14 protein-coding genes are annotated in these 12,226 nt (G+C 64.7%); 8 read left to right on the top strand and 6 right to left on the bottom strand.

Annotated elements, in window-relative coordinates; genetic code table 11:
- Positions 1-90 precede the first annotated feature (90 nt).
- Complete coding sequence (locus tag P9849_RS07860) at positions 91-501, bottom strand: DUF6228 family protein (RefSeq protein WP_278269060.1); 411 nt, start codon at positions 499-501, stop codon at positions 91-93.
- 101 nt (positions 502-602) lie between these two features.
- Here P9849_RS07860 and P9849_RS07855 point away from each other — a divergent pair, with 101 nt between their 5' ends.
- From P9849_RS07855 to P9849_RS07840, 4 genes are all read left to right on the top strand, one after another.
- Complete coding sequence (locus tag P9849_RS07855) at positions 603-1,157, top strand: hypothetical protein (RefSeq protein WP_278269059.1); 555 nt, start codon at positions 603-605, stop codon at positions 1,155-1,157.
- 104 nt (positions 1,158-1,261) lie between these two features.
- Positions 1,262-1,669: a hypothetical protein gene (locus P9849_RS07850; protein ID WP_278269058.1), complete on the top strand. Its 408-nt coding sequence runs from the start codon at positions 1,262-1,264 to the stop codon at positions 1,667-1,669.
- Between the two features lie 1,462 nt (positions 1,670-3,131).
- The gene (locus tag P9849_RS07845) at positions 3,132-3,545 is read left to right on the top strand and encodes a hypothetical protein (protein WP_278269057.1); all 414 of its coding nucleotides are present in this window, start codon (positions 3,132-3,134) and stop codon (positions 3,543-3,545) included.
- An 816-nt stretch (positions 3,546-4,361) separates the two neighbouring features.
- Positions 4,362-4,892, top strand: coding sequence for an AAA family ATPase (locus tag P9849_RS07840; RefSeq protein WP_278269056.1), 531 nt, complete (start codon positions 4,362-4,364; stop codon positions 4,890-4,892).
- Between the two features lie 67 nt (positions 4,893-4,959).
- On the opposite strand, the gene P9849_RS07835 is transcribed toward P9849_RS07840, so the two are convergent.
- Positions 4,960-5,664, bottom strand: coding sequence for a carbon-nitrogen hydrolase family protein (locus P9849_RS07835; RefSeq protein WP_278269055.1), 705 nt, complete (start codon positions 5,662-5,664; stop codon positions 4,960-4,962).
- A gap of 511 nt (positions 5,665-6,175) precedes the next feature.
- Between P9849_RS07835 and P9849_RS07830 the strand changes: the two genes are divergently transcribed.
- Both P9849_RS07830 and P9849_RS07825 read left to right on the top strand, forming a co-directional pair.
- Positions 6,176-6,619, top strand: coding sequence for a GNAT family N-acetyltransferase (locus tag P9849_RS07830; RefSeq protein ID WP_278269054.1), 444 nt, complete (start codon positions 6,176-6,178; stop codon positions 6,617-6,619).
- Positions 6,620-6,762: 143 nt separating this feature from the next.
- The gene (locus P9849_RS07825) at positions 6,763-7,236 is read left to right on the top strand and encodes a hypothetical protein (RefSeq protein ID WP_278269053.1); all 474 of its coding nucleotides are present in this window, start codon (positions 6,763-6,765) and stop codon (positions 7,234-7,236) included.
- A gap of 19 nt (positions 7,237-7,255) precedes the next feature.
- On the opposite strand, the gene P9849_RS07820 is transcribed toward P9849_RS07825, so the two are convergent.
- The 3 genes from P9849_RS07820 to P9849_RS07810 all read right to left on the bottom strand — a co-directional run bounded on the left by P9849_RS07820 (position 7,256) and on the right by P9849_RS07810 (position 8,974).
- Positions 7,256-8,029 (bottom strand): class I SAM-dependent methyltransferase, encoded by a 774-nt coding sequence (locus P9849_RS07820; RefSeq protein WP_278269052.1) that lies wholly within the window; start codon positions 8,027-8,029, stop codon positions 7,256-7,258.
- Positions 8,030-8,087: 58 nt separating this feature from the next.
- Positions 8,088-8,489: a DUF3592 domain-containing protein gene (locus tag P9849_RS07815; protein ID WP_278269051.1), complete on the bottom strand. Its 402-nt coding sequence runs from the start codon at positions 8,487-8,489 to the stop codon at positions 8,088-8,090.
- Between the two features lie 125 nt (positions 8,490-8,614).
- Entirely contained in the window at positions 8,615-8,974 is a 360-nt protein-coding gene (locus P9849_RS07810) for a MerR family transcriptional regulator (protein ID WP_278269050.1), read from the bottom strand.
- Between the two features lie 80 nt (positions 8,975-9,054).
- On the opposite strand from P9849_RS07810, the gene P9849_RS07805 reads away from it, so the two are divergent.
- Together P9849_RS07805 and P9849_RS07800 are read left to right on the top strand one after the other, a co-directional pair.
- Complete coding sequence (locus tag P9849_RS07805; RefSeq protein ID WP_278269049.1) at positions 9,055-9,654, top strand: DUF998 domain-containing protein; 600 nt, start codon at positions 9,055-9,057, stop codon at positions 9,652-9,654.
- A gap of 44 nt (positions 9,655-9,698) precedes the next feature.
- Positions 9,699-10,193 carry a GNAT family N-acetyltransferase gene (locus tag P9849_RS07800; protein WP_278269048.1) on the top strand — a complete coding sequence of 165 codons (495 nt, stop codon included), beginning with the start codon at positions 9,699-9,701 and terminating at the stop codon, positions 10,191-10,193.
- A gap of 10 nt (positions 10,194-10,203) precedes the next feature.
- Here P9849_RS07800 and P9849_RS07795 read toward each other — a convergent pair whose 3' ends face one another.
- Positions 10,204-12,192 (bottom strand): penicillin-binding transpeptidase domain-containing protein, encoded by a 1,989-nt coding sequence (locus P9849_RS07795; RefSeq protein WP_278269132.1) that lies wholly within the window; start codon positions 12,190-12,192, stop codon positions 10,204-10,206.
- Positions 12,193-12,226 lie beyond the last annotated feature (34 nt).

The raw sequence follows: 12,226 nt of genomic DNA, 5'->3' as shown, positions 1-12,226 counted from the left end.
TCAGAAAGGCGCAGGGGAGTGGCGCGGTGGGCGCAGGGGAGTGTCGCTCGCGTTCCGTGGTTTCCGGTGATCAGCACTGGACCTTCGCGTTCACCGGCCGGGGTGAGCCAGGAGTTCTCGAAGCCCCTGCACGGCTTCGGATACTTCCTCTCCGGGATCCAGAGCGAACTCGCCGGTGACGGCCCATGTCGTTGGGGCGTCGGATTCCCTGAGCTCGACGGCGATCCGGACATGGCCGTCATGTCGGGCGGTCAGACGGAAATCTCCCTCCAATGACATGAAGACCTTCTCGCCGGACCATCCTGTCCAGTGGGACTCGAGTTCCTCGAAGAACGCCACGAGTCCGGACCACCGGTCGAAATCGTAGACGGTCCTGCTGGCGCGCAAGGCGCCGAGTGCGATCGTGATGTCGAGGCTGTCAGTCGGCTGGCGGGAGCCCGTCGTTCCGCCATCATGCGACAACCGAAGCGAACCCTGATAACCGATCGTCAACTCGTTCATGGACACATGATCTTCCGCGACAGAGGTTTCGGGCAACAGTCCAGGCCGTCAACACCGAACCTGGCCACTGCCGAAGAGCCAGCGCGCATTACATTGATCGCATGAGGAATTCTGCGGAGGCGGCCGTCGACGTTCTGGGCGAAGCGAAGGTGGCTCTGGATCCCGGCTTGTCACCTTCGCAGATCGACATCCTGGAAGACCGTTTCTCGATCCGGTTCAGTCCGGATCACGCACGGCTGCTGAGCCTTGCTGTGCCGCGCGGGCCAGGATGGGTCGACTGGCTGGGTGAACCTGCGGAGGTGAATGCCAGATTGGCCGCGCCCGTCGAAGGCGTGCTCTTCGATGTCCGGCACAGTGACTTCTGGCCTGAGGAATGGGGCGACCGCCCCGGGGACATCTTCACGACCCTGCGCGTTGCAAGGGAACGTCTCATGGCCATGCCGAAGCTTGTCCCCCTGTACGCACACCGTTACCTGCCGGCGGCTCCGGCTTCTTCCGGCGCCCCGGTACTGTCCGTGCACCAGACGGACGTGGTCTGCTACGGCAGCAGCCTGTTCGCCTACGTCCGGAGGGAATTTCTCGGTATCCCAGATGAAGAGCGTCCGACTCATCACGTCGAATTCTGGTCCGATCTGGCCGAAGGTCGGTGGCTCTGAGCGGCAAAGCCCCGTGCGTCTGGTCTTGTGAAAGCACGACGGCGGGCGTTGGCCTGCCGTTCAACACTTGGCCGCGACGCGCCGGATGCCTTTACGATGCAGTCATGGACGGCATTGTCACGGTGGCGATCGGAATCGACGTGACCTTCACGCACACGGTCGACGGCGGCCGACGGGAGCCCCTGCTGGGCGGGTTCGCCGCGGGGAAACGATTCACCTACCGTCCGAATTGGGGCTTTCCAGGATGGCGGGAGGGCGACCAGACAGCTGCGCCGGTGTTGGGATTCTCTCGCGAACACATCCATCCAGGCGACGTTGTCCGTGCGGTCATCGTGCCACCGGTTATCGACCAGTTGGAGGCTTGGACTGAGCTTGCAGCCGGGGCTGAATTGCGGCTGTACGAGGGACCGCATGAGCGCGGGCGCGGAACCGTCCTCTGGGTCTCGCCGTCACGCTGGCCCATGCCGGCGGCAGATCAGACGCGATTCGCTCAATGGTTGGCCAAAGAGTAGACGGCGGGCGACAAGCCTTTCAGACTTACCAGAGTTCTCACAGCCACCTCCGTCCAGATCACCAAACTGGCATGCACGGGTATTCGTGAACCGGGACTAGTCGCCCTTCCGGACGAGACTTCTTTCTGGCTCTCTCGATGCTCCTTGCGGCAACCGAGAATCACCTGGCCACCTATGATGAGCCCATGGGCTTCGGACGTGAGGCAAAGCGGGTGCGAGATGCGTCGTTGCCTCTTGACGCTCGCTTCAGGGCATTAGGTTCATGGATTCAATCTGCCCGGCCGATCGCGTTTGAGCCAACTTGGGCCTACCTTCAGGCGAAGTTGGATTGTTCTTGGCGTGGGCCGGACTTCTTACTGCCCGCGATGGACCTCTTGGAGGCAGAACGAGCGGTTCACCTCAGGCTCGAATCGGAGTATGCCGAGCTTCGTCGACTGCAGAAGGCTGCCGGCCGTCGCTCTCCGTCTAGGGACGCAGTTACGCCGACTCAACCGCGTCGCTGGCATGGCGACGAGCAGGCCGGCGCGCGTTGCTCTCTCGAAGCTTGGCTTCGCATTGAAGGCGCCCTCCTGTCCGCCACCGAGGGCGGTCGCAGGGTGCGCGCTGTGATTGAAGAGGCCTTGGCCAGCTCAATTCCACCAGAGCCTGACTTCGATGAACTCCAGTCGATCCTGGACTGGGCGCGCCATCAGATTTACGTTGTCGGATGGGAAACTGACCCAGCCAAGTATCGAATTGCCGGGGCCACTCATCGTGCTCTTGGGCATTTGTACTTGCTATTTCTAGAGATTCCTCCTGTCGGGAATCCGTGGAATTTCCGCTCAGTCGATGGTTGAAGGGGAGTAGGCGGAGGTCCCGGCGATGATGGCCACGGGTGTGGGTATGGTGATTTAGTGGAGTGTTCCTAGGCATGCGGCGCGGGTGCTGAAGGGCTTGCTGAGACGGCTGGTGAGCTGTCCTGGATTGATGTGTCGTCCGGGCGAGGCTCCTCGGAACACCCATTAAGTTTTCTGGGTACGGCGGTCAATTCGTGGCCAGGGTGGTGACTCAGTCGTCGGTGACGGCGACGTTGTCCCAAGTTAGCAGTGCGATGTTTTCGACTTGTTGTCCGAAGACGAGGATGAGGATGTCGGCGGCCCGGCCGCGGATCTCGAGTTCGTTGGTGAGGGCGACTTATTGGAGCGCTCGGTCTTGACCGGTTTTGGTCAGTCGTGGGCTGGTGCCGCGGCCGTGCGGAACGATGGCGAGCCCGGCGGCCGCGGTCTTGGTTTTGGTGGCCCGTTTGAGGAAGCGGTCCGCGATACGCCTGGTCGTTGGCCCTTCGGGGGAAATCTCACAGCTACTTCCCCTCCCGTTAGTTAACTGGCATGCACGGGTATTCGTGGGCCGGGAGTGGCCCGGCGGCCTAACGACACAAGCGTTGTCTCGGCAGTACTTGTGGTCGGCATGGTTGGATAGCGACATGCCAATTCTTCCGAAGACAGAAAATTCGGTTCTGGTCCGCACGAGCTTTGCAGATGAGAAGGCTTGGCTCGACGCCCTCTCGGTTGTGCTGACCGAAAACGAAGATGGCTTTCGTGCCTATGTGGAAGTCGTGGACGATCCTGCTTGGGAAAATGTTGAGTGGGAGCAGCTTCGTGAAGCTGTTCTAGCAGCCGAGAATCAGGCAGCCGTCCTCTTCGTTGTGGACCACGACGCTCTGGAACCGGATTATCCGATTCTTGTTGTGGACCTTGGTGAGGCCTTACGCCAGCCGTTTCGGTGTGTAGCGCGTGAGCTGTGGGGCGTTGACAACAACCTGAACCTTGCCAACATGGATTGGGAACACTTTGCTGAAAGCGCCGACCCCGACACCGTCTTCAGGGGCTTCGCCTGATCGTTTTCGTTGCCGCGATGCATTGGGCGTAGGCCGCTGCTGAGTCGGTAGCGTATCGTTCGATGGTCGTAGGGGAGTAGCCAAGGGTCTCGGCCATGATAGCTACGGGTGCGAGTTTGGTGAGTTCGTGGAGAGTTCCGAGCCGCGCGGCCCGTGTACTGAATAGTTTGCTAAGCCGGGTTGTGAGGCGTCCGGGGTGGATGTGACGTCCGGGAGAGGCGCCGCGGAATACCCACTTGGTATTGGGGTGTGCGGCGGTCAGGTCGTGGCAGGGGTTCGCGGCGAGTTCGCGCCATGGCTCGGCCAGCGGATCCTGTAATGCGTTCCGGGTGGTCCCGAGCTGAATGGCGACCAGCTCTTCGGTATGGTCACATCCGCCAGGGTCAGCCGTGCGATGTTTTCGGCTTGTTGTCCAAAGACGAGGATAAGGATCGCGACGGCGCGGCCACGGGTCTCTAGTCCGTCTTCATGGATGACTCGTTTGAGTGCTTCGCCCTGTCCCGGTTTGGCGAGTCGTGGGCTGGTGCCGCGGCGGTGCGGGATGATGGTGAGCCCCGCTGGGGCGGCCTTGGTTTTGATGGCCCCTTTGAGGAAGCGCTCAGCGATGCGTCTCGGCGTGGCCCGTCGGCCTGCCCGGCTGAACTGTGGAAACGCCGGATTCGTCGTGAGGCGGGAGTTCTCGCATCCACTTCCACTCCCGTCCTTTAAGCGCCGATAATCTACATTATGTCAACTAATAACCAGATAACCGCACAGAAGAGTACCGGTGGCCACGCGGCTCGCCTCCCCGGCTTCGTGCGATGGCAGGATGTGGGAATGACCACTGTCGGTGACGAATCCACGCGCCTCGTGATCCTTCGAGGAGATTCCGCGTCCGGGAAGACGACGACGGCGTTGGCGCTGCGTGAGAAGCTCGGGTCCAAAGTTGCCCTAATTCATCAGGACTACTTCAGGCGCGAGGTCTTGAGCAACGAAGATCGTGTGCAACGGGCCCGGGACGCCAGCATGCTGATCGTCAGCGCGGCGCGAGAATCTCTGAACCTCGGGTATGACGTGATCTTGGACGGCATTTTCAATCTGCGGGATTACTCGTCGCCGTTCGAGCAACTGCACAATGACCACCGAGGACAGACCCGCATATACCAATTCGACATCGGCCTCGATGAGGCATTACGACGCCACGCTGGACGACCGCTGGCAAGGGAGTTCGGCGAGGAAAAGATCCGGGCCTGGTATGACGGCTGGCAGCCACTCCCCTGGCACCACGAGACCCGCGTCGGCGCTGATTTGTCAACGGAGGATCTGGTGTCCTCGATCCTCGAGGACTTTGGTGTTCACCACGGATGATCTCGGCTGGTCGAAGGCCATCAGGTCGCGATGTACGGCTTGACGTGACCACGCCTCAGGTGGATCCTCAGTGAGGCCGACGCGTCAGTTCAGTGCGCACCATGCTGCCAGCCAGTCCGTCGGCTTCCGCGAGCTTCGTTCCGTCGGCAGCGAAGATCGCGGAGTGCCCGGCGGTCTCGTCGAAACCTCCGCCCGTCGGCCCCGCGAAGCTGGCGATCGCGACCGGTGCTGCCAGCGCCCGGCTGATGACGAAGGCACGCGCCTGGCATTCGACGACGTCAGAAGCGACGTCTACGACGCCGGCCGCGTAGAGGTCGACGTCATGCGCAGCCATCTGCGCTGTGTGCTGGCTCTGTCCGGTATCGCGGCAGATGGCCAGCCCGACGACCCATCCGTCGACGTCGATGGTCGAAGGACCCGAGCCGGGAGTGAACCGGGTGAACTCCTCCCCGTGCAGCCACGTCTTTCGGTACGCGACCGATACCCCGTCCGCGTCGATTCTGAGGGTGGCGATGGACAGACGCCCCGCCTCCCCCACGGGAGCACCGACGAGCGCGACACTCTCCTTCTCCGCGCAGGCATCGACAAGGTCTTTGAGGAGCGGGTCGTCCAGGTCGACCACCGGCGCGTCGATGTCATAACCGGTGAGAGACAGCTCTGGGAAGATCGCCAGTCGGCTGTCCGCTGCGCGAATGGCGTCAGCGTGTGAGGCGACATTCCCGCTGAGATCGTTCAGACCGATCACCGGTTGGGCGACGGCCACCGTCAACATCGGGCTAGGCATCAGTCTGCCCCTCTGACCTGCGGTGATGAGTGCGCGGATCAACGGGCGCGCCGAGCAGCCCTACAGTCTTCGTCACTCCCCCAGGATAGCTGTGGGGACTGCCACGGCGGCACCAGCAACGTGCCGCCGTCCGCGCTTACGGCCGGAGCAGCAGATTCAGGCCGACGACAAGAAATGCGGCGCCCAAAAGCGCCGATAAGACCCCGACGGTCAACCAGGTACCCGGAGACGTGGCATCCTCGATTGGCTGTCTGGGCCGTATTCCCATGGGGCCGAGTCGCCTCAGGAACATCTCCATCCACCGACGATGCCTCCTGGACACGGGCACTCGAAAGACGGCGACGCCTGACCCCATCAGAAGGACTAGTGCGCCGACAATGGCGAGACCTGCTCCTGGCGAAGGCACCCTGCGCCCCCCCTTTAGTGAGACTGAGACTGATGAACACAATTCACGACGGTGCAGCGGTCGATCTCCCCCATCGCGGACTAGTCTGTGCTCATGGCCGATCATATCGAGATCGCGGTCGTCGAGAATCTGGCCGATGACGATCTTCACCAAGTGGAAATGCTTCTCTCTCAGCTGTCCACCAGCGCGACGTTCGACCCTGGGCGGGTGCAGTCGATGCTTGACGCCTCAGGCGTCGACCTCTTCGTCGCGCGCGACGGCGGCCGGATCGTCGGCATGGCGACCCTGGTGACTTTTCCACTGGTGACCGGTTGGCGCGGGATCGTCGAGGACGTCGTCGTCAGCCACCAGGCACGCGGACGCGGCATCGCCCGGTTGCTGCTCTCAGAAATCACTGCGGAGTCGTCCAGAAGACGCCTCCGCACACTGGATCTCACCTCGCGCCCAACGCGCGAATCGGCACTGAAACTCTACGCATCAGTAGGCTTCGAGCGCCGTGAAACCAACGTCCTGCGATATTCACCGCCGCTGAACTAGCTCGGGCCTCCGCCCGTCCCTCTGGTCGCGCCGCACGTTCTCACCTACCCTGGCATCAGGTTCGCTCACGGCGCCGCCCAGTCCCTTCGGCGTCACGAGATGCGCCGTGCAGCACCTCCCGCATCGCTCCAAGGGGGTCGTCGATGACGGAGGATCGCAAGATCACGCCGGACACGTCGTTCGAGATCAGCTACGTGGCGCTCTTCTGTGTGCTCGCGATGATCGCCGGCAGCCTGTTCGCGGTGCATGCGCTCTGGCCCGCTTCCTTCGCCGACGTCGCCGTCTGGGTGGTCGTCGGCGAGGTGATCGTCCTCCTGACCGCGGTCTTCATCCACCAGGCACGACGACGGCGGGTGGTCAAGGACGCCGGGCTCGACGCGACAGGCGTTGTCGAGAGTTCGGAGCCGTGGCGGAGACAAGGCCAGGAAGGTGCCGAGGACACCGTGGGCTCAGTGGTGACGGTCGTGTTCACCGACCGGGACGGCCGGGTCCGCCGAACGACACAATCGGTCGAAGACATCCTGCCGGTCGGACGTCGGATCGCGCTCCGCTATCTGCCGGACCGTGCCGGACGCCAGGACGGGGTCCTCCTTCTCAGCACCCTCGTCGAGGAGTGAACCCGGACCTCGGCAGCATCTACCCCTGCAGGCAGAAGTACGCCATCCCCAGCACCCCGCGATAGCCGTCTTCATACGCGGCCCGCTGGTCCTCATGCTGCTGACGGACCTGCTCAGCCGCGGGGTGGTCTGCGTCGTGGGCTTCCAGCCAACGGATGCACGGCTCCCGGAATCCCGCCTCGAAGGTGTCCCACTCCTCAAGGCTCGTTTCGTCGTCGTCGACCACGTCGAAGCCGGCGGTCCGGATCAGTTCACGCAACGCGTCCTGCGTGATGTATTCGTCGTCCCGTCCAGCCAGAGGAGCGGTCGCCGCCGGGTGAGGCGGCGCCATCCAGATCGCCTCGCCGTACACGAGGCGCCCACCGGGCTGAACCAGCTCCCGCAGCGCACGCAGCGCGGAAGTGTAGTCCAGCGGCTGCGCATCCTCCACCGGGGATCCCCAGATCTGGCTTGCCCCGATGCAGATCACGGCGTCCGCGCGCAGGTCCTGGGCCTCCATACCGGGCATGAGGTCGAATGCCACCCGCGCTCCGAGCCCACGGGCCAGCGCTTGCTGCCGCGCCCGGTCGATGAACGCGGGCGATCGGTCCACGCCTCGTCCCCGTGCTCCCGGGGCCGCTTCCAGTACACGGAGCAGCAGCTCACCCCAGCCACACCCCATGTCCAGAACCTCTCGCGGGGCAGGATCGGTCAGGAACGCCACGAGATGCGCGGCTCGTTCCTCCGAAAGTGGGGTGAGCCAGGTCAGTGACTCGTGGAATGGCGGCAGGGCCGGCGAAGTAAGGTCGGTCACATCTCGATGCTCTCATGGGTGGCCGCGGACGCCCTCCCCGCATCGCCGGCCCGAAGGATCAATCGATCCTCTTCGCCGTGACCGTCCACTTCCCGAGACTCGTGTCGCCGCATGCCGCGCCGGCGAGCAGTGGAGCATTCAACTCGGGGCGGGCCGGATCGACGCACACGGTGAACGCAGCACCCGAGATCTCTCCATCGGTTGAATTCGCAGAGGAGCGGTAGGTGTGCCCGTCCACGACATACGTGTACGTCAGAGCGTAGTCACGACTCGGCATTCCGGTCTTGGGGCGCAGTTGCTTGTCGACCACCGTGGCGGTGGCCTTCAGCGTGAGATGCTGCTGAGACTTCTGATGGAATTGTGGCCAAATCAGCGCCACGGCTCCACCCGCGAAGAGCACGAGAATGACAGCGATGGTGATGACAGAAGCCCAGCGGCGCTTATCCATGGATTCGGCCACTCGGAGCTATGCTGCCGAACTGGGATGCGAACAGGCATCCCAGGTCCTTCTTCATCGACATGAACCCGAGTATGGCATGGAAGCGGCCGCTTCAGGTTCTCGCGCCAGCAGTCCTCCGGACGCCACTACTGGGCGGCGCCTCTCCCCCGCAGCGTCTCCAACGCGTCCCGCACGGTGGCGCGGGCGCTCGTGAGTTCTCGCAGCCGCCCGTCGATGACCGCGAGTTGTTCCTCGAGAAGTGCCGCACGCTCGCCGTCGCTCATGGTTTCCCAATGCGTCATGCGCTCCCGCATCTGCGTCAGCGAGAACCCGGCCGCCCGGCCCGCGAGAATCAGTTCCACCCTGCGCTGCGCCTGTGGGGTGTAGTCGCGGTAGCCATTGGCCAGCCGGTTCACCTGGCCAGGACTGAACATGTCCCGGTCCTCGTAGAAACGGATCGCCGACGGCGCCAGTCCTGTCCGACGGGCCAGTTCGCTGATCTTCACGGCTCCCCCTTGACCTTCAAGTTACTTGAAAGTTTAGCGTCGGTTCCGACACGTCAGCCTTCGAATCCGAGGAACCCACCATGACGCATTTTCTGGCCACCGCGGCAACAGTGCTGTTCGCACTGCGGCTCCTGCTGTTCCTGCTCCTGCACGTCTCTCCCGGCGGAATTCATCCCGTGCGCGACACCGTGAGCGACTATGCGGCCTCACCCGCGCGGAGCACCCGCCTGCTCGCCGGGCTGGCGTCGTGGGCCGCGGCCGCCGCTTGGCTCTCGCTCGGCGCGGCAGTGCTGTCCGGGGCCGGCCGCGCGGACCTCGCACTGGGAGGCTGGCTGCTCGGGCTCGGGGTGCTCTTGGCGGTGATGCCGTTCGTCCCCACCGACCGGTCCGGCACCTCCGTCACGACACGAGGGAGGATCCACCTGCTCCTCGCGATCGCATGGTTCACCCTCGCCTACTCGACCATCGGCCCACTGGGCCGCCTGATCGGCGGCCCGCCGGGCGCCGTCGCGGCGCTTGACGTCCTGAACACGTTTGCCGCGATTTCTCTAGTGGCACTGGTCATCGCCCTGCTGATCCGCCCCTTGCGACGCCGGCTCTTCGGCCTGTGCGAACGACTCTTCATCCTCGCGGTCACTGTCGCTCCGTTGGTGGCAGCCTGGGCACTTGCCGCCCACTGACGGCCCGAACGCGCCACTACCGAGACCACCAGTACCCTGGGGACATGAATCCCACTCCCCTTGTGCTGCCGCCCGCCGATCTCGCCCCAGGATGCACCATCCGCAAGGCCGTCCGTGACGACCTGCCGGCGCTGGTCGAGCTGCTGCATGACGACATGCTGGGCCAGACGCGCGAACGACACGACGACGGCGCCTACCTCCGCGGCTTCGAAGCGGTCGACGCTGATCCGGCACAGTTCCTCGCGGTCGTCGAGGATGCCGACGGCGCCGTGGTCGGAATGATGCAGTTGAGCCTGATCCCGGGGATCTCCCGGGGTGGACGCCTCCGACTCAACATCGAAGGCGTCCGCATTTCCCGCTCGCTGCGGGGACAGGGAGTGGGCTCGGCCATGATCGGCTGGGCGACGGAGGTCGGCCGCCTCAACAGCGCCGGGCTCGTCCAGCTCACGACCGATGCCCGCAGAACGGACGCTCAGCGGTTCTACGCGCGCCTGGGGTTCGTGGCGAGCCACGTGGGCATGAAGCTCGAGCTGGACTGAATCCCGGCCTCTAGCCGGCGGCTCCCACCAGGAACTTCTTCAGCAGCGGGCCACTGGTGTCGGCGCCCAGCCCGCCGTCTTCCACGAACACCGCCACGGCGAGATCCCCGTGCGTCGCCACGATCCAGGCGTGCGTCTTCGGCGGGTTGTCGGCGCCGAACTCGGCGGTGCCCGTCTTCGCTCCCACGGGGGCACCCGGGACATCCGCCAGGAACCCGGCATGGCCCGAGGTCACCACGGCGCGCATGAGATCTTTGAGCTTCACCGATTCGGCCGGCGTCACCGGGTTCTGGATCGGCGCCGCAGTCGCAAGCGCGGACGGTGAGCTGCTCGCCGTCGCACCGGGCGTGGCGGCAGCCCCCGGTGACGTGAGCACCAGACGCGGCGTCACCGGCGCGCCCTTGCCCACCGACCCCGCCATCACGGCAGCGGCGAGCGGCGAGAGCAGGACCTTGCCCTGCCCGATCATGGACGCGGCATGTTCGGTGCCTTCTGCCGACGAGGGCACCGAGCCCAGGTATCCGTCGAAGTTCAGAGCATCAGACGACACTCCGACACCGAGCGACTGCGCCGCGGCGCTCACCTGAGCCTGGGAGACCTTGTCCCTCGCGTTGATGAACGCCGTGTTGCACGAGTGCGCGAACGCCTCCCGCAACGGGATCGTCCCGACCTCCGAGGCGGGGTACAGTGGAGCGTTCTTGAAGGTGCGGCCGTCCACGGAAGCAGTGGCGGTGCAGGACACCGTGCTGTCCGGGGTCATCCCGTTACGGATCATCGCCAGCGAGTCCACGATTTTGAAGGTCGAGCCCGGAGCGTACTGGCCGATCATGGCGGTGTTGTAGCCGTTGCTGCCGGGGCCGGACGCGGCGGCCAGCACGGCTCCATCCGACGGCCGCAGGGCCACGATCGCCGAGGCGGGTGCGATGTCCTTGAGGGTGTCCTCCGCCAACGTCTGAAGGCGGGGGTCGAGGGTCGTCTTAAGGGGCGTTCCCGCTTTGGCCTCCACCTGGAACAGGACACGGCCCTGCTCCTGGGAGGGATCGCTCGGCGTCGCGCCCTCTGGTGCGGCAACGGGCTGCGCACGGACCACCACGCCCTCCTGCCCGCGCAACTGAGCGTCATAGCGGGCCTGCAGACCGCCGAGACCGGTCACGTCCCCGGCCTTGAGCCGGCCCTTGGACTTCTCCACCTGCTCGGCGGTTGCCTCTCCGACGGTGCCGAGGACGGCGCGGGCGAACCCGCGGGTCGGGGCGAGGGGCAGAGTTCCCGGGACGGTTCTGGCCCCAGGGATCTGCGCGAGTTTCTCCGGGGTGAGCGCCTTCGCTTCAGGGGAATCGGCACGGAGCGTGATCGCCGTGACGAAACCCTGGGGGCCGGCCGCCTTCACCTGCGCCGCGAACACACCCGGATCCACATCGGCCAGACGTGCCACCTGCTCAGCAGCCGCCCCGGCGTCCTTGCCGTTCAGCCGCGACTTGTCGACGCCGAGATTCACCACCGGCCGGTTGGTGACCAGGACTTTCCCTCCCGCGCCCAGAATGTCCGCGCGCGGTGCGGCCTGACCGGACGTCTCCAGGACCTCGCCGTCCTTCAGGTCCGGTGCGATCAGGCCCGGGCTCCACTGGGCCGCCCACTCACCGTTGCTCTTCTTCAAATCGGCATCGGTGGAATAGCTCCAGTGCGCTCCGGACAGCGTCCAGTCGAAGGAGAGCTTGGCGGTCCCCTTCTCCCCGTTCACCGTGACGGAATCGACCTTCACCGCGGGCTTGCTGCCCGGCAGTCCCTTCACGATGGCCTTCAGCCTCTTGTCCGCCTCGGCGCCGTCGACGCCGTCGAACCGAAGGGAGGCGACATTCAGGCCGGAGAGCCCGCCGGCCAGCTGCTGGGCGATGGACTCAGCGCCCTTCTTCCCGTCGTCGCACGCCGACAGTGAACCGAGCAGGATGACGGAAGCGGCCAGGACACTGAGTGTTTTCGTTGATTTCCCCACGAGCGTCATTATGCCAAGCCGCACTGACATTCCTGGTCAAGTG

The organism is Arthrobacter sp. Y-9, assembly GCF_029690065.1.
Classification (GTDB): domain Bacteria; phylum Actinomycetota; class Actinomycetes; order Actinomycetales; family Micrococcaceae; genus Arthrobacter_E.
The sequence above is the reverse complement of the archived record's forward strand: the minus strand, read 5'-3'. Positions and strand labels throughout refer to the sequence as shown.